Raw genomic sequence first — 21,692 nt, forward strand, 5'->3', positions numbered from 1 at the left:
ACACAAGCCCCGTAGGAGCGACCAACGGTCGCGAATGCAGGCTGTCAGACATTGAAGGTGTTGAATGCACCGGCCCATTCGCGACCGCTGGTCGCTCCCACAGCGAATGCAGGCTGTCAGGCACTAAAAAGGCTCAACGTGCCAGCGCCTTTCGCCAGCGCTGTGTCAGTGATCCGACATCGAGGCCTGAAGATTGGTCAGTTCCTTGATCAAGGTCTTCTGGTCATGCACGTACTGGCGCTCCAGGTCGCGGGCGGCGCGTTCGTAGGCCGGATCGTTGAGGCTCTCGAAGCGTTCGCTCAAGGTGCTCAGGTTATCCCGGTAGGCTTGTTCCAGCGCCGCAAAGCGCTCGGCATGCTGTTCGCGCAGCCAGCCGGTCCAGAAATCCTGGCCGGCCGCGTATTCCAGGAAGGCATCACCCTGTTCGCCGGTCCTGACCTGCAGCAGGGCACTGTCCAGTTCGCCGTGGCGCAAATTGGCGTGGGCCTGGTAGAGCATGTGCCGGGGCGGCACAGGCAGGTCCAGCTCATGGGCGGCGTGCAAGCGATAGGCCAGGCGCACTTCTGCTTCATCACGGCCCATGGCCTGCGCCCGGGCAACCGCGTCCAGCGCTTGCAGGCGATAGAGCCGACGGACCAGGTTCAGCAACGAGGCACCGCGCTGTTCGCCAGGCATGTCACGCAGCGACTGGCGGGTGAAGACCAGCACCTCCATCTGGTTGAACTCCAGAATCACCCCGTCATGACAGGTGTCCGCGTTGAGCAGTTGTTGCAACGGCTCATCGGCGATGGCCTCCAGGGTTGCACGCAACTCGGCGTCCTGATCGGCGGCCTGCAGCACTCGCCAGACACGCTCGGTCAGCCCGGGTCGGCTGTCTGCCTTGCGAAAGTCGGCGGTGTGGCGCAACTGGTCCACCAGCTCCAGTAAACGACTGGCAGGCGCCTGCTCCAGACGCTGCCAGACGGTCCGGTGCATGGGCGTATCGGGCGCCAGCAGGTCCAGCCATGGGTCGATGCGTGGCGTCGCCGGGCTGTAGTGACTGGCCGGGCTGTGCGCATGTTGGGGCGATGGAGCACCGGAGGTCTGCGAATCCGAATCATGGGCTTCGTGCCAGTCGATACGCCGGATGTCCTCGGGCAGGTCCAGCTGGAACGTGAAGGTGCGGTTGTAGGCTTCGGAGGTGTGGGCGCGCAACAGGCTTTCGTGAGACAGCGGGTTGTTGAGCAGGCTGATATCGCAGTGATGGTATTCATTGCGTGGGTTGGCCAGCAGTTGCTCGTCAATCCCGGCCAGACGGTTATTGTCCAGGATCAGGGTTTCCAGCTGGTTAGATGGCAAGTCGATGAGCCACTGCGGCCACTGGGCCAGTTGCATGTCACGTAACGACAACCAGCGCAGGTTCTGCGACCTGAGCGCCGAGGCATCGTGGATCTCACCCAGCCGGTTGCCGTCCAGTTCAAGCACTTCCAGTGACTGCAAACGCCCCAGCTGTTCGATGGCGGCCTGATCGATTTGCCAGCCCTGGTCGATCAGGCTCAGTGTCCTGAGACCCGACAGGTGCATCAGTGCGCCAGGCAGTTCGCTCATGGGGCGGACATGGCCTTCCATCTCCAGCAGGGTCAGGCCTGGAAAGCGTCTGAGCAACTCATCGAGTTGCAAAGGCGTGGCATTGACACGGTTCAGGTGCAGGCCGCGCAGGCGGGTGCGCATGAAGGCCGGCAGGCGCCTGGGAAATTGCGCCAGGTCGACGGCCTCCAGGACCAGCGGGGTGTTGGCGAAACCTCGGGTATAGACGTGCCAGTATTCAAGCAGTGCTTGTCCGATACGTTGCCGCTCATTGATCGATTGCGCCGTCAGCGGCGCGCCGGAGCTGGAGGCATTGACCCAGCCTTCAATGGCTTCGGCCAGGGCATTGCGCTCACCGAGCAAGCTGTCGAGGTGGGTTTGCAAGTCTGCGGGAATATCCAGTGTAAAGGCCCATGACGCATTGACTGCCTGCTCGCTGAGGCGCATGCGGAGCAGCAAGGTATGGGTCAGTGGGTTGCCGCGCAGGTCAATAGTACGAGGAGGGCGAATGCCCGCCGGGTTGTTCAGGATGGTTTCCGGCAAGGCGCTGAGCCGGTTATGGGCCAGTGACAGTTCGCGCAGCGGGCCCGCCAGCAGTGGAACGAGCCAGTCGGGCCAGATATCCAGGCCGGTGCGTTCCAGCACCAGCCGCTCCACAGGCAGCCAGGCCAGGTCCAGGGGCATGAACGGGTTGAAGCGGTTACCTGACAGGTCCAGGCGACGCAGCCGGGTCAAGGGCCGCAAGGCATCCATGTAGCGCTGGTCGAGCAACTGGCTCTGCCCGGTCAGGCTCAATTCTTCCAGCAAGGGCAGGCTGGCAGCCACCCGCGCCGGCAGGTCGACAAAGCGCGGGAACAGACCGGCCGTTGATGCAGGCTCGTTCAGGCTCAAGGCACGCACCTGGGCAAAGGGTCTGAGAAAGCGTTCCAGCGCCTGGCCATTGCCGGTCAGGCCCGAGGCGGCGGCATGGCTATCGGCATAGGCGGTCACGTTCTCAAGCGCCAGGTGCGTGACCCGCGCCAGGAAAAAGTCCGGCAGTGAGTCCGGAAAATCTTCCAGGGCAACGTCACGCAGCGTCAGGGTTGCTGGACCGCGTTGCAGCTCGGGCAGGTTGTTCATGCGCCAGTGGCGCCAGAGTTCGTCTGCCAGGCGGGTACGGCTGGCCATGCGCGGCGCATTGCTGTTCAGCCCAAGGATATCGGCACTGCGTGTAGCCCATTGGTCAAGGCGGGCGCGCAGCGTCTGTTGTTCGTCCAGCAGGGCATTGAGGCGGGTGTCGATTTGCACGCGGCTCAGTCCTTGTGCCACGAGTTGTTCAAAAAGCTCGTCGGGGTACAGGTCCTCCAGCTCCAGCAGACGGATCTTGTCCAGCAGGGTCTCGCGGGTGAACGCCCGCTCGGGCAGGCCGCGGCCGCTGAGCGGGTAGCCCAGGCGACCATCGGCCAGGCGCATGGGCGAGCGAAACCCGGGCTTGACCGGCTGCATGCCCAGGACCGTGCGGGCAATGCGCCGTGGCAACGGTGGATGCCCGAGCAGAATGCGCAGGTCGTTGCCGGCCTCGGTGGCTGAAAGCGCCAGGTCCTCGCGCAGGCCTGGTGGCAAGGCGTCGGCGATGGCGGCAAACAGCGTCATGGGCCTGGCCGGGCCGGGCGCCTGTGCAGCGGCCACGGCATAGCCGTCAAGCGTGCGGATCAGTACCTGGCGCACCGGTGCCTCCGGGGCTCCGATGCTGTCGATCAAGGCGCCTTCGGCATGGCCGTCGCGCACTTCAAGGCGAATGTCCGCCGGCCAGTCGGGCAGGCGTTCCAGGCCATGCAGTGCCAGCCGGTCCGTGTCCGGGTTGCGCAGTCCTTGCAGGTACAGCCCTTCATAGGCCCGGGCCAGGCGCACTTGTTGGGCATAGACGCGGGCCTCTTCGGCCAGGCGCAACGGGATCTTGCCGCCTTCAGCCAGTTGCGCCCGTTCTGCTGCAGTGGCGTGGGTCAGCAGTTCTTCGGCCACAGCCCTGGGCAGTGGCGCGGGCAGGCGCTGTTGCAATGCCGCCAGCAACGCATCGTCCGGAGTCTGCAAGGCCTGGTAGCGTGGCTGGAATTGCTCGAGCTGGCCGGCCTCGTCCAGGTGCTGATAAAGCTCGAAACGCTCGGCCGTGTCCATCAGCAGGGCGGCGGGGCGCTCGCCTTCGCTGAGGGCGCGGCGCAGGGTCATTTCGGGCACGCCACTGACCTTGAGCAGCATCCTGACGGTGATGTTGGAGAACTCGCCGGGCAGGTAGCCCAGGCGCCGCATCAGGGTCAGGCCCTGCATCTGCTCGGGGTGCTCAAGTGTGCTCAGCCAGGCGCGGTGGCCGTTATGGCGTACCTCAGGCTCATGGCCCAGAGGGTTTCGAGGGTGTTCGAACACATGGCCTTCACTGTTGCGGGCCGGCCTGACCGAGTAAGGGCGGCCCTCCAGCACCAGCCAGTGCTTGCCTTTATAAGGGATCAGGCCCGAGGCATCGGACTTGAGCCCGGCCGGCAGCACGATGTCGTGGGCAAAGGGCGCCAGGTCCGGCTTCCACAACTTCATGGCGCCGCCGGGCAGCGTGACCGGTTCAAGGGCGCCGATCCATGCCGGGGCCTCGATGGCGGGCAGCTTTCCGGCTTGACCTGCGGCAGAGCCCAAAGCGGTGATCAGCGCCAGGTTCTGCACCACATCCACCAAGTATGTCAGTGCCTGGTCCTTCTCGCCCTCGGTCCAGCTTTCGATGCCTTCGAACACTTCATAACCCAGTTGCGCCACGGTCACCGCCAGCATGACCTCGCCCAGCACAGGGACGAAAAACGCCGCGACATTGAGGGTGTTGAGCGCCAGGTCGCGCCACCACGCCCGGCGCTCGCTGGCACTGCGCGCGTCCTGCTCGGCCGTCGGTACGCCATGAAAGCGTGCATTGTCTTTTATCGCCTCAAGCTTGCGCTGGTACATGGCCTGGAACACCGGGCCGGTCAGCACGGGACCGCCGCCCTTGAGCCGGGCATCGGGGTCGGCTTGCTCGGCATAGTAGCCAGGACCCAACAGCGGGCCTTGCCATACCTCGGGAAATAGCTGGCGGTGCAGCCTGTTCATGAGCCGGGCACGCTGGCGGGCGGGAATGAACCGGCTGAAGAAATTCCGGTAGCGCTCATCGAACAGCCGGTTGCGCAGGGCGTCGTGAAAGTCGTCCAGCGAGGCATAGGTGATCAAGGGGGCTACCGGGTCTTCCGGAATGTACACCGTGACCGGTTGTGGCAGGTCGCGCTCGCGTGGTTCGGTGAAGATCACCAGGATGTCGGTCAGCCCGGTGTCCCATAGCCCCAGGGTGCAGCACTCGGGTGCAGGGCCGGTGGCAGCCGGGTCTGCCAGGCTCAGCAGGGCCTGATGGGTGACCGCGTCGATCCGCTGGCGCAGGCGGGCCAGATGGGTGTGCAGGATAAACGCCGAGCCCTCCATGGCCTGCATGTCCAGCATCACAGGCTCGGTAAGCACGCGGTCGATGTGCGCCTGGTACTGGCCGCCCAGATCAAGGTCACGGGCCAGGGCCGCGAATTCGTGTGCAGCAATGGCCAGGGGCGTGCCGCGCAGGCCCGGCCCCAGGATTTCGAACTGACTGAATACGGCGGCCTTGAGCTGCGTGTCGTGGTCCATGGCGCCGGGCTGCGTGTCGGCGGCCTGGAAGTTCTGCAAGGCCGCGTCGAGCAGCGGTCGGATGGCGCCGCGCAAGGCCTTGTTGGCCTCGATGAGCGGGTCTTTCGAGGCGCCCATGAAGGTCGGGTCGGTCAGTGCATGGCTGGCATGCAGCAGCCAGGTGTTGCGCACGTCCAGGTCCAGGCCGAAGCGCGCCTTGAGCGCCGCTTTCAGCCGCGGCTCGGCAAAATCCTGCAGGGTGCCCAGTTGCGCCAGGTGGGGTGCGACACGTTGTTGCAACTGGCGGTGTTCGTTGTACTGGCGGTGTAGCTGCGCGGCCACCCCGGGCATCCCGGCCTGCGCGGCCAGCCAGGACCGGTCCGTGGCCGTCTGGCGGGCACGGCGCAGCGCGGCATGCGTGCCGGCCGGTGCCTGCCTGAGCCAGGCAGGCACATGAGTGGCAATGAGCGGTTGATGAACCGCCGGTGGTGTCGTTGCGGTCGGAGTATCCATGTCCATATGAGGCACGCCTTGTGGCTGTTGAATAAACGTCAAAGCTTACCGAGGGGGGCGTGGCGTCCTGGCGTTAACTATTTATTAATACGTTCGGCATGAATCGTTAAAGGCGTGTCATCAATGCCTTGCAGGCCGTATTCCTGAGGGTGTTGGCAGAAATTTCCTGCGCGTCTGCCGCCTTTAAAAAGCCGGGGCGCCAATCACTAATGACACGCGCCTGCTAACTTGCCGACAGAGACGCTAATGCACTAACGGTTGGGCTATACTCCAGCCCGCCTGGGCCATCATGCGGTCCATTTCATGAACACGGCCATGCCGGTGTTGAACCCTTGAGGGCTGACTGTGAAGAACTGGACGTTGCGTCAACGGATCCTGGCGAGTTTTGCCGTAATCATCGCCATCATGTTGTTGATGGTGGTGGCGTCCTATTCGCGTCTGCTGTCGATCGAGACCAGCGAAGAGCAGGTCCGTCGGGATGCCTTGCCCGGCGTCTACTACAGCACCCTGGTGCGCAGCGCCTGGGGCGAAAGTTATATCCGCACCTTGGAGCTGATCGGCGAAGGGCAGGGGCGGGCCTTGAGCCCGGCCGAGCGCGAGCAGTTCCAGGGCTTTGAAGATGCCCTGCAAAAACAGATCGACGGCTACAAGCGTTCCATCTTCGATGACACCGACAAGGCCAACTTCCAGCAGTTTGAAAAACAGCGCGAGCTGTATTCACGTTTGCTGAAAGACGTGCACGTGACTTACGAGCGCGGTGACTTTGCCGCTGCCAAGGAGGAGTTCTACGAACAGGTCAATCCGGTCTGGACCCAGGGCCGCAAGCAGCTCAACGAAATCATTCTGGCCAATAAGCAATTGGCCGATGACGCGACCGACAATATCGTCAAAGCCGTGCTGGCCGCCAAGGTCGGCATGATCGTTTCGCTGCTGATTGCCGTGCTCGCCGCCGGGGCCTGCGGCCTGCTGCTGATGCGCTCGATCATCGCGCCCATGCAGCGGCTGGTCGAAATCCTCGGCATCATGCGCACCGGCGACCTGAGCCAGCGCCTGAACCTGTCGCGCAATGATGAATTCAACGTGGTGCAGACTGGCTTCAACGACATGGTCACCGAGTTGACCGCGCTGGTGGCTCAGGCCCAGCGCTCGTCGGTGCAGGTCACCACTTCAGTGACCGAGATCGCTGCAACGTCCAAGCAGCAACAGGCCACGGCCACTGAAACCGCGGCCACCACCACTGAAATCGGCGCGACGTCGCGTGAAATCGCCGCCACCTCCCGCGACCTGGTGCGCACCATGACCGAGGTGACCTCGGCCGCCGACCAGGCCTCGACCCTGGCCGGCTCCGGCCAGCAGGGCCTGGCGCGCATGGAAGAAACCATGCACCAGGTGATGGGCGCGGCCAACCTGGTCAATGCCAAGCTGGCGATCCTCAACGAGAAGGCCGGCAACATCAACCAGGTGGTGGTGACCATCGTCAAGGTGGCCGACCAGACCAACCTGCTGTCGCTCAATGCGGCCATCGAGGCCGAGAAAGCCGGCGAATACGGGCGCGGCTTTGCCGTGGTCGCCACCGAAGTACGGCGCCTGGCCGACCAGACCGCCGTCGCCACCTATGACATCGAGCAGATGGTGCGTGAAATCCAGTCGGCGGTGTCGGCCGGCGTGATGGGCATGGACAAGTTCTCCGAAGAGGTGCGTCGAGGCATGTTCGAGGTCACCCAGGTGGGTGAGCAACTGTCGCAGATCATCCATCAGGTGCAGGCCCTGGCGCCGCGCGTACTGATGGTCAACGAGGGCATGCAGGCCCAGGCCACCGGTGCCGAACAGATCAATCAGGCCCTGGTGCAACTGGCCGACGCCAGCAGCCAGACCGTCGAGTCCCTGCGCCAGGCCAGCTTCGCCATCGACGAACTGAGCCAGGTCGCGGTCGGCCTGCGCAGTGGCGTCTCGCGTTTCAAGGTCTGAGACGCCGCCATGCGCGATCACTCACTCAGGCGCCAGACGGTTGCACAGGCCCGCGATACGCTGTTTCTGCTGTTTCGCATCGGCGAAGAGCGCTACGCCCTGCAGGCCACGGAAATCGCCGAGGTGCTGCCGCGCCTGAAACTCAAGGTCATCCCCAAGGCGCCGCACTGGGTCGCGGGCATCTTTGCCCATCGGGGCGAGATCGTGCCGGTGATCGACATCAGCGCCTTGAGCCACGGCACCCAGGCGGCAGCGCGCACCAGTACGCGCATGGTCCTGGTGCATTATCGCCATGACGACCGGCATCCGGCCCAGTGGCTCGGCCTGATCCTGGAGCAGGCCACCGAAACCCTGCGCTGCCCGGCCTCGCAGTTCAAGGAATACGGGCTGGAAAATCGCCTGTCGCCTTACCTGGGGCCGGTGCGCGAAGATGAACTGGGCCTGTTGCAGTGGATCCGTGTCGAAGAGCTGCTCAGTGAGCCGGTGCGTGAACTGCTTTACCCGGTCACGCCCCCTGACATCGACCAGCTCGAGGACGCGCCATGAGTGATGACGCGCGCTTTTTTGCTTTCCTCAAAGAGCGCATCGGGCTGGATGTCGCCTCGGTGGGCGAGGCCATCGTCGAACGGGCCTTGCGTCAGCGCTGCACCGCCAGCGGCGCGGCTGACAGCGACGCCTACTGGCTGTTGCTGCTGGGTTCGCAGACCGAACAGCAGGCGCTGATCGAGGCGGTGATCGTTCCGGAAACCTGGTTCTTTCGCTACCCCGAATCGTTCATCACTCTGGGCCGGCTGGCAGTGGCCCGGCTGCAGACGCTGGCCGGCGTGCGGCCGCTGCGCATCCTGAGCCTGCCCTGCTCCACGGGCGAGGAGCCTTACTCGATAGCCATGGCGCTGTTCGATGCCGGCCTGGGCGCGGCGCAGTTCAGGATCGATGCGATGGACATCAGCCCCTTGTCGATCCAGCGCGCCCAGCGCGCCATCTATGGCAAGAACTCGTTCCGTGGCATGGACCTGAGCTTTCGCGAGCGTCACTTCGCGCCATTCGCCGAAGGCTGGCAGGTCGCCCAGCGGGTGCGCGATAGCGTGGACTTTCGCCCTGGCAACCTGCTCGACCCTGCGCTGCTCAACCGACCGGCCTACGATTTCGTGTTCTGCCGCAACCTGGTGATCTATTTCGACCGCCCGACCCAGCAGCGTGTCTTTACGGTGCTCAAGCGCCTGACCCTGGAAGACGGCGTGCTGTTCATCGGCCCGGCCGAAGGCAACCTGATGAGCCACATCGGCATGCGCTCAATCAATATCGCGCAGTCCTTCGCCTTCCGGCATGCGAGCGAAGAAGACGCCCCCCCGGTGTTTGCCAGCCCCGCCTTGCCTGCTTCGGCAACGGCCCCGACGGCTCCGACGGCCCACCGATTGCCACCACCGATTGCGCCCGCCACGCCCCGGCCCTTTGCCCCGGGCGCGGCGGCACGGGTCACGGCGGCCGGCCCGGCGTTGCCCGGCATTGCAGCACAGGCGGCTGCAGCCGGCGCCCTGCCGGGACCTGCCGACAGCGATCTGAGCGCCATTGCCCGCCTGGCCAACCAAGGCCAGAGCCGCGAAGCCGTGGCAGCCTGTGAGCGTTATCTGCAACAGCACGGGCCGGCGGCGCCGGTGTTCTACTGGCTGGGCCTGCTCAGCGAAGTGGACGGCCATGTGAGCCAGGCGCAGGGCTACTACCGCAAGGCGTTGTACTTGCAGCCCCAGCATCCCGAGGCAATGGCACAACTGGCCGCGCTGCTGGCCGCCCAGGGCGACAGCGCCGGCGCCCAGCGCCTGCTTGAGCGGGCCGCGCGCAGCGCCAGTAAACCAGGAGGCAGCCGATGAACGAGGTCAGCCTTTCGAATATCACCCAGGGCGATGATCAGGCCATCGACGATTGCTGGAACCGCATCGGCATCCATGGCGACCGGTCCTGCCCGGTCCTGGCCGGGCATATTCATTGCCGCAACTGCGAGGTGTACTCGGCCGCTGCCACACGCCTGCTCGACCGCTACAGCCTGGTGCAGGACTACCACGACCGCTCGCGCAGCAGCGAACAGCAGACCCAGGTCCGGACCCGTTCGGTGCTGGTCTTCCGCCTGGGTGACGAGTGGCTGGGGCTTGCCACCCGCAGCCTGGTCGAGGTGGCGCCGATGCAGGCGATCCATTCGCTGCCGCACCAGCGTGCCCGGGCCTTGCTCGGGGTGGCCAATGTACGCGGGGCGCTGGTGGCCTGTATTTCGCTGGTCGAACTGCTGGGGCTCGATGGCATGACGTCGGTCGCGCCGGCAGGTGGACGGATCATGCCGCGCATGCTGATCGTTGCCGCCCAGGGCGGGCCTGTGGTGGTGCCGGTCGATGAAGTGGACGGCATTCACGCCATGACCGAACAGTCGCTGGACTCGGCGTCGCTGTCCGGCACCCATGCCAACGCTCGCTTCACCCGTGGCGTGCTGCACTGGAAGGACCGCAGTCTGCGGCTGCTCGATGAGCAGGAGTTGTTGTCGGCGGTCAACCGGAGCCTTACATGACGCCTGATCAAATGCGCGACGCCTCGCTGTTCGAGCTGTTCACCCTGGAAGCCGAGGCGCAGACCCAGGTGTTGAGCGCCGGCCTGCTGGCGCTGGAGCGCAGCCCGACCCTGGCCGACCAGCTCGAAGCCTGCATGCGCGCGGCGCACTCGCTCAAGGGCGCGGCGCGCATTGTCGGGGTCGACTTCGGGGTCAGCGTCGCCCACGTCATGGAGGATTGCCTGGTCAGCGCCCAGGAAGGCCGGCTGGTGTTGCAGGCCGAGCACATCGATGTGCTGTTGTCCGGCACGGACATGTTGATGCGCATCGCCACACCCGGCGATGGCAGCGTTGACCAGGCCGCCGTCGACGCCTACGTGCAACGCATGAATACCCTGATGAACTCTGGCGCCGGGGCCGGGCGCAGTGCCATGCGCCCACCCGACCCCTTGCTGGCGCCTGGCCTGCTGGCCGACCCGTTGCTGCGCGCCTCCTTGCCCGGACAGGCCTTGCCGGAAATCGACCTGTCCCAGGCGTCGCACTGGCTGCAGGCCGATGCTGCGGCGGCCGGGCCGGTGCCTGTGCTGCCTGAACCGACCCCGGTACAGCCCGAACCGGCGGCACTCGGGGCCGAGACCGACCCGGCCTCGCGCCCGCTGCGTGAGCGGCGGGTGGCCGAGGGCGGTGAGCGGGTCTTGCGGGTCACCGCCGAGCGCCTCAACGGCCTGCTTGACCTGTCGAGTAAATCCTTGGTGGAAAGCCAGCGCATAAAGCCCTTGCTGGCCGGGATGCAGCGCCTCAAACGCCTGCAACTGGGCAGCGACCGGGCCTTGCAGATGCTGGAGGCGAACCTGAGTGTCAGCGCCGTGAGCCCCGAGGCCCAGCGGGCGCTGGAAGACGCTCGCAGCCTGTTGTCCCAGGCACAGAACATGCTGATCGAGCAGGCCGCCGAGCTGGATGAATTTGGCTGGCAATCGGCGCAACGCGCCCAGTCGCTCTACGACAGCGCGCTGGCCTGTCGCATGCGGCCGTTTGCCGATGTGCTGGGCGGGCAGGCGCGCATGGTGCGTGACCTGGGGCGTGAACTGGGCAAGCAGGTGCGCCTGGACATCGAAGGCGACAAGACCCAGGTCGACCGCGAGGTGCTGGAAAAGCTCGAGGCGCCCCTGACCCATCTGCTGCGCAACGCCGTCGACCATGGCATCGAAATGCCCGAGCAGCGCCTGGCACAAGGCAAGGACAGCGAGGGCGCCATTTGCCTGCGGGCCTCGCACCAGGCCGGCATGCTGGTGGTCGAGTTGAGCGACGATGGCGGCGGCGTGGACCTGGAGCGTCTGGCGCAAGCCATCGTCCAGCGCAAGCTGTCGCCGGCCGAAAGCACGGCGCAGATGAGCGAAGAAGAGCTGCTCAGCTTCCTGTTCCTGCCCGGCTTCAGCATGCGCGACAAGGTCACGCAGATTTCCGGCCGTGGCGTCGGCCTGGACGCGGTGCAGCACATGGTGCGCCAGTTGCACGGGGGCGTGACCCTGGAGCAGACGGCCGGACAGGGCAGTTGTTTTCGCATCGAGGTGCCGCTGACCCTGTCGGTGGTGCGCAGCCTGGTGGTGGACGTCGGCGGTGAGGCCTATGCCTTCCCGCTGGCGCATATCGAACGCATGTGCGACCTGGAGCCGGCCGACATCGTGCAACTGGAAGGGCGTCAGCACTTCTGGCACGAGGGGCGGCATGTGGGCCTGGTGTCGGCCAGCCAGTTGCTCAACCGCCCGCCCGGCACCCAGGGGCAGGAAAGCCTCAAGGTCGTGGTGATCCGTGAACGTGACGCGGTGTATGGCGTGGCGGTGGAGCGTTTCATCGGTGAGCGCACGCTGGTGGTCATGCCCCTGGATGCCCGGTTGGGCAAGGTGCAGGACGTCTCGGCCGGCGCCTTGCTCGACGATGGCTCGGTGGTGCTGATCATCGATGTCGAAGACTTGCTGCGCTCGGTCGAGAAACTGCTCAATACCGGCCGGCTGGAGCGCATCGACCGTCAGAGTCGCAGTGCCGGTCATGTGGCCCGCAAACGCGTTCTGGTGGTCGATGACTCATTGACGGTGCGTGAGTTGGAGCGCAAGTTACTCGTCAGCCGCGGCTACGAAGTGGCGGTGGCCGTCGACGGCATGGATGGCTGGAACGCCCTGCGCAGTGAAGATTTCGACCTGCTGATCACTGATATCGACATGCCGCGCATGGACGGGATCGAACTGGTGACCCTGTTGCGCCGCGACACGCGCCTGCAATCGTTGCCGGTGATGGTGGTGTCCTACAAGGACCGTGAGGAAGACCGCCAGCGTGGCCTGGAGGCGGGTGCCGATTATTACCTGGCCAAGGCCAGTTTTCACGATGATGCCTTGCTCGATGCCGTAGTGGAATTGATAGGAGAAGCACAGGCATGAAGATCGCCATCGTCAACGACATGCCCATGGCGGTCGAAGCGCTGCGCCGGGCCCTGGCCTTCGAGCCGGCGCATCAGATCGTCTGGGTGGCCAATAACGGCGCCGACGCCGTGCAGCGCTGCGCCGAGCTGACCCCGGATGTAATCCTCATGGACCTGATCATGCCCATCATGGATGGGGTCGAGGCCACCCGGCGGATCATGGCCGACACGCCATGCGCTATCGTTCTGGTAACGGTCGATCGCGAGCAGAACGTCCACCGCGTGTTCGAGGCCATGGGCCACGGCGCGCTGGACGTGGTCGACACCCCGGCCATCGGTTCAGGCAACCCCAGGGAAGCGGCAGCGCCCCTGCTGCGCAAGATCCTCAACATTGGCTGGCTGATCGGCCAGAGCAGCACCCGCGAGCGCAACCAGGGTTCGGCCCTGCGCCATGCGGTCAGGCGTGACGGACTGGTAGCCATCGGCTCATCGGCCGGCGGGCCGGCGGCGCTGGAAGAGTTGCTCAAGGGCCTGCCGGTGAATTTTCCGGCGGCCATTGTCCTGGTGCAGCATGTCGACCAGGTGTTCGCCGCCGGCATGGCCGAGTGGCTGAGCAGCGCGTCCGGCATGCCGGTGCGCCTGGCGCGCGAGGGCGAGCCGCCGCAGGCCGGCCAGGTCGTGCTGGCCGGCACCAATCACCATATTCGCCTGCTCAAGGACGGGACGCTGGCGTACACGGCAGAGCCTGTCAACGAAATCTACCGGCCCTCGATCGACGTGTTCTTCGAGAGTGTGGCCCGCTACTGGAGTGGAGAAGCTGTGGGAGTTTTATTGACCGGCATGGGGCGTGACGGTGCCCAGGGGCTCAAGGCCATGCGTCAGCAGGGGTTTCTGACGATTGCCCAGGACCAGGCCAGTTGCGCGGTCTACGGCATGCCCAAGGCGGCCGCCGCCATTGACGCTGCTGTCGAGATCCGGCCGCTGCGCACCATTGCACCTCGCTTGCTTGAGGTATTCGCTCAATGATGTTCCAGGTGAACTCACCCACCGTCGGTGACCAGGAGACGCTTCATGCATGACTTGCAGATCGAAGAGATCAAGGCCTCGGATGAAAATGCCGCCATGGTGCTGCTGGTCGACGATCAGGCGATGATCGGTGAGGCGGTGCGTCGCGGGCTGGCCAACGAAGCGATGATCGACTTTCATTTCTGTGCCGATCCGCACCAGGCCATTGCCCAGGCGATCCAGATCAAGCCCACGGTCATCCTGCAGGACCTGGTCATGCCGGGCCTGGACGGCCTGACGCTGGTGCGCGAGTACCGCAACAACCCGTTGACCCGGGACATCCCGATCATCGTGCTGTCGACCAAGGAGGACCCGCTGATCAAGAGCGCTGCCTTTGCCGCCGGTGCCAACGATTACCTGGTCAAGCTGCCGGACAATATCGAGCTGGTGGCGCGTATCCGCTATCACTCGCGCTCCTACATGACTCTGTTGCAGCGCGACGAGGCCTACCGGGCCTTGCGCGTCAGCCAGCAGCAGTTGCTCGACACCAACCTGGTGCTGCAACGGCTGATGAACTCCGACGGCCTGACCGGGCTGTCCAACCGTCGCCACTTCGATGAATACCTGGAGCTGGAGTGGCGTCGGGCGTTGCGCGAGCAGAGCCAGTTGTCGCTGATGATGATCGATGTTGACTACTTCAAGGCCTACAACGACAACTTCGGGCATCTGGAAGGCGATGAAGCCTTGCGTCAGGTGGCCAAGGCAATCCGCGCCAACTGCAGTCGCCCCTCGGACCTGCCGGCCCGCTATGGCGGTGAAGAGTTTGCCATGGTGCTTCCCAATACCACCCCTGGTGGTGCGCGGTTGCTGGCCGAAAAACTGCGCCAGAGCGTCGTCGGCATGAGCATCCCGCACATCGCCCCGGACCAGGGCGCGCATCTGACCATCAGCATCGGCGTCGCCACGGTGGTGCCCCAGCCGGGCAGCAACAGCCGGCAATTGATTCTGGATGCCGACAAAGGCTTGTACGCGGCCAAGCACAACGGCCGTAACCAGGTGCAAGTCGGCGGGTAGGGCGCAGGACCGGCCGGGCGGCGATCGCCGCTTCACCGGCAACAGCGCAACGGCGGCCATTAAAAAAAGCCACCCTTACTCCCCGATATCATGATTTTTCACGCCCGCACACCTTCCCTATAGTCCTCGCAAGCCCACTCGGAACACGCAGGTGTTCCCTTGATGCGAGAGACTTCATGGACAACAGCAAATACGCCGCACCGTCTTCGGATGTCGGCATGGGCACCCGGGTCGTCTGGGGCGGCGAGCAGGTCCGTCACCCTTACAACGCCACCCAGGCGCCCATTGTAGTCAGTGCCGCCTATGGCTATGACGACATCGACAACTGGTACGACGTGGCCCTGGGCAAGGAACCCGGCTTCATCTACAGCCGCATGAGCAATCCCACCGTCGAGGTGCTGGAGCATAAACTCTGCGAACTGGAGCGCGCCGAGTCTGCGGTTGCGTTCAGCACCGGCATGGCGGCCATCAGCGGTGTGTTGCACACCTTCCTGGCCTGCGGGCAGCGTGTGGTGTCGACCCGCGACAGCTACGGCGGCACCAACAAGATTTTCGAGGAATTCCTGCCGCGCATGGGCGTGCAGGTCACCCTGTGCGACACGCTCGACACCGAGCAGCTCGAACGGGAAATCGCCAAGGGCTGCAACGTCCTGTACCTGGAAACCCCCACCAACCCTACGCTCAAGATCGTCGACATTCGCCGTCTGGTCGCAGCGGCCAGACGCGTTGGCGCGCTGGTGGTGGCTGACAACACCTTCGCCACGCCGCTGAACCAGAATCCGCTGGCGCTGGGGGTGGATGTGGTCGTGCACAGCGCTACCAAGTTTCTCTCCGGTCACGGCGATGCCATGGGCGGCGTGGTGTGCGGCGCCGAAGCGCTGATGGCGCAGGTGCGTCATTACCGTGAAATCAATGGTGCCTCGCTGGATGCCTTTTCGGCGTTCCTGATCATTCGCGGCATCAAGACCCTGGCGCTGCGTCTGCGTCAGCAGCAAGCCAGTGCGCAGTTGCTGGCCGAGTACCTGTGCACCGAGCCGTTGGTGGAGTCGGTGAACTACCCGGGGTTGCCACAGCATCCAGGCCATGCCATTGCGTGCACGCAAATGAACGGCTTCGGCGCCATCGTCAGCTTCGTGCTCAAGGGCGGCATGCCGACCGTGGCCCGCTTGCTGCCGCAACTGAAGTACGCCCACCGGGCCGGCAACCTGGGAGCGGTCGAGACCATCTACGGCCCGGCGCGCACCACCAGCCATGTCGAGAACACCCCACAAGAGCGCCAGGCCCTGGGCATTTCCGAAGGCCTGGTGCGTGTGTCCGTCGGCATTGAAGAGTCGGCCGACCTGCTGGCTGACCTGCAACAGGCCTTTGCCTTCGTGCGAAGCCAGCCAGGCGCTGCACCCGTTCATCCAGACCCTGCGCACTCATGGGTTGATGCAGGCGCCTGAGGACGGGCAAGGCCCGGGAACGTCATCCCGGGCCGTTCATGAAGCATGAAAACAATAAAATCCAGCGACAGGAAAATTGCACTGCCCAAACGGTTGCAAGGCCTTTGTTCGCGCATTTCATGAGACCACTACCATGTCGACGCACTTGAAAGATCACCAGCCCGACCCCGCCTCACAGTTCCAGAAGCAGATGCAGACCCGCCATATCGTGATGCTGGCCCTGGGCGGCGTCATCGGCACCGGGCTGTTCCTGACCTCCGGGTATACGGTCAATCAGGCCGGGCCACTGGGGGCCGTGATTGCCTACATGATTGGCGCGGTAATGGTTTACCTGGTCATGGTCTGCCTGGGTGAACTGGCCGTGCAGATGCCGGAAACCGGCTCGTTCAGCAGTTACGCCACACGCTACCTGGGCCCGGGCACCGGCTATACCGTGGCCTGGCTCTACTGGCTGACGTGGACGGTGGCGATCGGTTCTGAATTTACCGCCGCCGGCATCCTGATGGTGCGCTGGTTCCCCGATACACCGGTGTGGATCTGGAGTGCGCTGTTTGCCATGACCGTATTCGTCAGCAACGTGGTGTCAGTGCGCCTGTTTGCAGAAACCGAGTTCTGGCTGTCGTTGATCAAGGTGCTGACTGTGATCACCTTCATTCTGATTGGCGGGGCCGCGATCCTGGGGTTGTTTGAGGTGCAGAGCCTGCAAGGTGCCGGGCTTTCCAACTTCACCCGTGAAGGGCTGTTCCCCACCGGCTTCATGCCCATCGTCATGACCCTGCTGGCGGTGTCCTTTGCCTTTTCCGGCACCGAACTGATCGGCATTGCCGCCGGTGAAGCGCAAGACCCGCAAAGCAGCGTGCCCAAGGCCATCCGCACCACCGTGGTCCGCCTGGCGCTGTTCTTTGTCGGCACCATCTTTGTGTTGGCCACCTTGCTGCCCCGCGAACAGGCCGGCCTGGTCGAAAGTCCGTTCGTCATGGTGTTCGAATTGATCGGCATTCCGTACTCGGCCGACATCATGAACTTTGTCATTCTCACGGCGCTGATTTCCGCCGCCAACTCCGGGTTGTATGCCGCCTCGCGCATGCTGTGGACGCTGAGCGACCAGGGCCACATGCCCAAGTGCTACGCCAGGCTCTCGCGGCGCGGCACACCGGTGAACGCCATCATCCTGAGCATGGCCGGTGCTGCAGCGTCCCTGCTCAGCAGTGTGTTTGCCCCCGACACCGTGTACCTGGCGCTGGTGTCCATTTCCGGCCTGGCCGTGGTGGTGGTGTGGATGAGCATCGCCGCCAGCCAGATCGCGTTCCGTCGGCACTATGTCGCCCATGGCGGTCGCGTCGAAGACCTGCACTTTCGCGTGCGCGGCTACCCGTGGGTGCCCATCGCGGCCTTGTTGAGCTGCACGCTGGCGTGCGTGGGCATCGCCTTCGACCCGGAGCAGCGTGTGGCCCTGTACTTCGGCCTGCCCTTTATTGCCTGGTGCTATTTCATCTACTGGATCACCCGCAACAAGCGGGCCGAGCGCCTGGCGCTGGAAGCCACCGTGCATTCCTCTGGTACGCCATGAAGGTCTCGGGCAATGATTGCGCCCCGATAAAGCACTGATGAGGTCGCGCCGATGAGCCAGAAGTCACTCCCTCCCTTGAACTGGCTGAGGGCCTTTGAAGTGTCGGCGCGTTACCTGAACTTCACCCACGCCGCCGATGAACTGCACCTGACCCAGGGCGCGGTGAGCCAGCAGATCCGTCAGCTGGAAAGCCACCTGGGCGTGGCGTTGTTCAAGCGCCTGCCGCGTGGCCTGGGCCTGACCGAGGAAGGGCAGTCGTACCTGCCGGTGGTGCAGGATGCGATCAGCCGCTTGGCGGTGGGCACCAACGAGATTTTCGGCCAGCACCATCGCCGGCATTTGAAGGTGCGCGGCAGCTTGTCTTTTCTGCACTACTGGCTGGCGCCGCGGCTGGCTGATTTCTGCCGGGAATACCCGCAGATCGATATTCGCTACATCAGCAACCTCTGGGTCAAGGAACCGGACGGCGAAGATGACCTAGAGATTCGCTGGGGCTGCGGCCGCTGGCCTGGGCTGCATGCCCAGCGCCTGACCTGGGACCTCCTGCAACCGGTGTGCTCGCCGGCCCTCATGCTGCGCTCGCCCATCCATGAACCGCGCGACCTGATGCACCATTCCCTGCTGCACGTGCTGGGGTACGAGGAAGGCTGGGGGTACTGGTTGCGGCGGGTGGGCGCCCATGACGTCGACGCTTCCCGGGGTCTGCAGTTCGACACGTTGATTTCCACGATCCGCATGGCCGAACTGGGGCAGGGCGTGGCGCTGGCCCGTTCTTCGGTGGTCGAAGATCAGTTGCGAAGCGGGCAATTGGTGGCGCCCTTCAAGCACCGTATCGAGGCCAGCGAATCCTTTTACCTGGTGCATGAACAGGCCGAAGCGCTGTCGCCTGATGCCGCCAGCTTTTCGACCTGGCTGGTGGCTCAGGCCCATCGCCTTTTGTAATACCCAACAGGAGTGGTCATGGAGTATGTAAGTACACGCGGCGGCGAGCTACGGGCGGATTTTCGCCGCGTGGTGCTGTCGGGACTGGCCGAAAACGGTGGCCTGTATGTGCCGGCCCGCTTGCCGCTGTTCACCGAGAAGCAGATCGCCAGTTGGTCATGGCTGCCGTTCGATGAGCTGGTGTGGCGTGTGATCTCGCCCTTTGTCGGCACCGCCATGGATGAAGGCACTCTGCGGGCCTTGCTCAGCGACAGCTACCGGGCCTTCAGGCACCGGGCGATCACGCCGCTTGAGCAGATCGGCCATAACGAGTGGATCCTGCAGCTGTTCCACGGCCCGACCGGTTCTTCCAAGGACTTCGCCGCCCAATTGCAGGCGCGCCTGGTCGGGCATTTTCTGCAGGAACTCGACAAGGACGCCTGGGTGGTCGGTGCCACCAACGGTGATACGGGCCTGGCGGCGCTGCAAGCCTTTGCCGATTGTCCGGCGGTGCGCATGGCGATCCTGTACCCGCGCGACGGGCTGGCACCCGGACAGCTCGCCGCCTTGCAGGCCGCCGACCCGCAGCGGGTCAAGCTGTTTGCCGTCGAAGGCAACTTCGATGACTGCCAGACCCTGGTGGCGCAGCTGCTGCGTGAGTGGCCCGCGGACGCGCCGGTGCCGGTGTGTTTCAACTCCACCAACTGGATCGGCGTGCTGGCGCAGATCGTTTTCTATTTCTATGCCGCCCTGCAACTGGGCGGCGGCTCGCGGCCGGTCGGGTTCAGCATTCCGGCGGCCAGTTCGGCCGAGATCTACGCCGGCTACATCGCGCAGAAAATGGGTTTGCCGATCAACCAGGTGATCATTTCCACCAACCGCAACGATGCGCTGCATCAGTTCTTTCATTGCAACCGCTACTCGACCCGGCGCACCGACCGCACGGTGTCGCCGGCGATGGACTTCTCGTTGTTCTGCAACCTGGAACGCTTTATCTGGGAGGTGTATGAGCACGATGGCGCTGCCACTCGGGCGCTGATGGAGCAGTTTGAACGCCACGGCGAAATGAGCATCGGCAACCCGCAATGGTTGCGCGGGCGCCTGCTGTTCGACTCCTATGCAGTGGACGAAGCCCAGGTGCGCGACGAAGTGGTCGGGCTGTTCCGCGAGACCGGCTCGGCCATCGACCCGCACACCGCCGTCGGCGTGCTGGCCGGCCGATTGCATCGGCGTAGCCTGGGCGCGCCGATGGTCACCTTCGGGCAGATTGCGCCAGGCAAGTCGGCCGCCTTGCTGGCCGAGCTGGGTGTCTGGTCGGCCAGTGTGCCGCCGACGCCAATGGTGAGCGCACAACCGCCGTACCTGGCCAAGGACGACCTACAAGGCCTGTTGCAGGCCCTGCAACTGACACCGTCGAGGCTGGCATGAAGCGCATCCTCGATCCGCTGGATGAGCGCATCCTGGCCGAACTGACCGCCAATGCACGCATCGCCCATATCGAACTGGGCGCCAAGGTCAACCTGTCGCGCAACGCAGTGCGCCAGCGCATCGAACGCCTTGAGCGCGACGGGGCGATTCAGGGCTACACGGTGCGGCTCGGGGAGTCGCGCCGACCGGCCTCGCTGATCAGCGCCGTGATCTTCGTCTACCGCTATGACCGCATGCGCGGCGAGGCCGTGCTGGCGGCGTTGCGAGGATTGCCGGAGGTGGTGCAGTGTGAAGTGCTCAGCGGCGAATTCGACCTGATGCTGCGCGTCAACGCCGCCACGCCCGAGCGCGTGCACCAGGTGTGGAAGGACATCGCCGCCATGCCGGGGGTGGAAAACACGGTCACCTCGTTCGTGTTGTCGGCGGTGTTCTGACCCGGCCGTGAGCGGTGCGGGCATGGGCAAAACGCTCAATGAATACAGCAAACTGGCCTATTCAACTGCCAGTGCCCGGCTCTTAGGATGGTCCTGTCGAACAACAACATCCCTGAGAGAGACGCCTTCATGACTGAGTACAAGATAGCCCTGGTAGGATTCGGTGGCGTGAACCGTGGCTTCGCCCAACTGGTGGCCGAGCGCAATGCCCAGTGGCAGGCGTCCCTGGGCTTCACGATCAGGATTGTCGGGGTCACCGACCTGTTCCTGGGCTCTATCGTGGCCCGCGAAGGGCTGGATGCCGCGCAACTGGTGGCACTGCCGAGCGAGAAGGGCGCATTCGCCCGGTTGCCGGGCGGCCATGCCGAGGCGTTCAACGAAAACGTGATCAAGCACTCCGGTGCCGATCTCATTGCCGAGGCCACTTTCACCAACCCCATCGATGGCGAGCCGGCCACCACCTTCTGCCGCTGGGCCCTGGAAAGCGGCATCCATGTGGTGACCACCAACAAGGGCCCCGTGGCCTTGCACGCGGCCGAGCTCAAGGCCCTGGCGCGTCGCAACAACGTAGCTTTCGAATACGAAGGCGCGGTCATGAGCGGCACGCCGGTGCTGCGCCTGGCCCGCCAGGCCCTGGCTGGCGCCAACGTGCAAGGCTTCGAAGGCATCCTCAACGGCACCTCCAACTATGTGCTCAGCCAGATGAAAGACGGCCTGGCCTTCGCTGATGCCGTGGCCCAGGCACAACAGCTTGGCTACGCCGAAGCGGACCCGACCGCCGATGTCGAAGGTTTCGATGTACGTCTCAAGGTGGTCATCCTCGCCAACGAACTGCTCGATGCGCGTTTGCAGCTCAGCGATGTGGCCTGTTCGGGCATCAGCGCCATCAGCGCCCAGGACATTGCCGATGCCAGCGCCAACAACGCCAGCTGGAAACTGATCGGCGCGGCCGAGCGCCAGGCCGATGGCTCGGTGCAGGCCCGGGTGCAGGCGCGCCTGCTGCCCAATACACACCCGCTGGCGGGCATCGGCGGGGCGATCAATGCGGTGACCTTCACCACCGAGCTGCTGGGCGCGGTCACCGTATCCGGGCCTGGCGCTGGACGTATCGAGACCGCCTTCGCCCTGCTGTCGGACATCGTTGCCATCCACGCCGCCCGCGGCCATTGATCAGGAGTTCCTC

At 64.6% G+C, this 21,692-nt stretch carries 14 protein-coding genes; 13 read left to right on the forward strand and 1 reads right to left on the reverse strand.

Features of this window, described 5'->3' with window-relative positions:
* Nucleotides 1-165: 165 nt before the first annotated feature.
* Nucleotides 166-5,724 carry an NEL-type E3 ubiquitin ligase domain-containing protein gene (locus ASF84_RS02320; protein WP_056834808.1) on the reverse strand — a complete coding sequence of 1,853 codons (5,559 nt, stop codon included), beginning with the start codon at nt 5,722-5,724 and terminating at the stop codon, nt 166-168.
* 339 nt (nt 5,725-6,063) lie between these two features.
* Between ASF84_RS02320 and ASF84_RS02325 the strand changes: the two genes are divergently transcribed.
* The 13 genes from ASF84_RS02325 to ASF84_RS02385 all read left to right on the forward strand — a co-directional run bounded on the left by ASF84_RS02325 (nt 6,064) and on the right by ASF84_RS02385 (nt 21,679).
* A complete protein-coding gene (locus ASF84_RS02325) occupies nt 6,064-7,686 on the forward strand; it encodes a methyl-accepting chemotaxis protein (protein ID WP_056834810.1) in 1,623 nt (540 codons plus the stop codon).
* Between the two features lie 9 nt (nt 7,687-7,695).
* A complete protein-coding gene (locus ASF84_RS02330; protein WP_056834812.1) occupies nt 7,696-8,232 on the forward strand; it encodes a chemotaxis protein CheW in 537 nt (178 codons plus the stop codon).
* Nucleotides 8,229-9,554, forward strand: coding sequence for a CheR family methyltransferase (locus ASF84_RS02335; RefSeq protein ID WP_056834814.1), 1,326 nt, complete (start codon nt 8,229-8,231; stop codon nt 9,552-9,554). Before ASF84_RS02330 ends, ASF84_RS02335 begins: the two co-directional genes overlap by 4 nt.
* The gene (locus ASF84_RS02340; RefSeq protein ID WP_056834816.1) at nt 9,551-10,240 is read left to right on the forward strand and encodes a chemotaxis protein CheW; all 690 of its coding nucleotides are present in this window, start codon (nt 9,551-9,553) and stop codon (nt 10,238-10,240) included. The genes ASF84_RS02335 and ASF84_RS02340 overlap by 4 nt, the downstream gene beginning before the upstream one ends.
* On the forward strand, nt 10,237-12,651 hold the full coding sequence (locus tag ASF84_RS02345) for a hybrid sensor histidine kinase/response regulator (RefSeq protein ID WP_056834818.1): 2,415 nt from the start codon (nt 10,237-10,239) through the stop codon (nt 12,649-12,651). The genes ASF84_RS02340 and ASF84_RS02345 overlap by 4 nt, the downstream gene beginning before the upstream one ends.
* Complete coding sequence (locus tag ASF84_RS02350) at nt 12,648-13,658, forward strand: chemotaxis response regulator protein-glutamate methylesterase (protein ID WP_056834820.1); 1,011 nt, start codon at nt 12,648-12,650, stop codon at nt 13,656-13,658. Before ASF84_RS02345 ends, ASF84_RS02350 begins: the two co-directional genes overlap by 4 nt.
* A 45-nt stretch (nt 13,659-13,703) precedes the next feature.
* On the forward strand, nt 13,704-14,711 hold the full coding sequence (locus ASF84_RS02355; RefSeq protein ID WP_056834822.1) for a response regulator: 1,008 nt from the start codon (nt 13,704-13,706) through the stop codon (nt 14,709-14,711).
* A 176-nt stretch (nt 14,712-14,887) separates the two neighbouring features.
* Nucleotides 14,888-16,156, forward strand: a complete 1,269-nt coding sequence (locus ASF84_RS02360) for a cystathionine gamma-synthase family protein (protein ID WP_056834824.1) — start codon at nt 14,888-14,890, stop codon at nt 16,154-16,156.
* Between the two features lie 133 nt (nt 16,157-16,289).
* A complete protein-coding gene (locus ASF84_RS02365; RefSeq protein WP_056834826.1) occupies nt 16,290-17,726 on the forward strand; it encodes an amino acid permease in 1,437 nt (478 codons plus the stop codon).
* Between the two features lie 51 nt (nt 17,727-17,777).
* Nucleotides 17,778-18,668 (forward strand): LysR substrate-binding domain-containing protein, encoded by an 891-nt coding sequence (locus tag ASF84_RS02370; protein WP_056834827.1) that lies wholly within the window; start codon nt 17,778-17,780, stop codon nt 18,666-18,668.
* An 18-nt stretch (nt 18,669-18,686) separates the two neighbouring features.
* The gene (gene thrC / locus ASF84_RS02375) at nt 18,687-20,075 is read left to right on the forward strand and encodes a threonine synthase (RefSeq protein ID WP_056834829.1); all 1,389 of its coding nucleotides are present in this window, start codon (nt 18,687-18,689) and stop codon (nt 20,073-20,075) included.
* Nucleotides 20,072-20,509: an Lrp/AsnC family transcriptional regulator gene (locus tag ASF84_RS02380; RefSeq protein WP_056834830.1), complete on the forward strand. Its 438-nt coding sequence runs from the start codon at nt 20,072-20,074 to the stop codon at nt 20,507-20,509. Before thrC ends, ASF84_RS02380 begins: the two co-directional genes overlap by 4 nt.
* A gap of 129 nt (nt 20,510-20,638) precedes the next feature.
* Nucleotides 20,639-21,679: a homoserine dehydrogenase gene (locus tag ASF84_RS02385; RefSeq protein WP_056835342.1), complete on the forward strand. Its 1,041-nt coding sequence runs from the start codon at nt 20,639-20,641 to the stop codon at nt 21,677-21,679.
* Nucleotides 21,680-21,692: the final 13 nt, after the last annotated feature.

It is taken from the genome of Pseudomonas sp. Leaf127 (genome assembly GCF_001423155.1).
GTDB lineage: Bacteria > Pseudomonadota > Gammaproteobacteria > Pseudomonadales > Pseudomonadaceae > Aquipseudomonas > Aquipseudomonas ovata.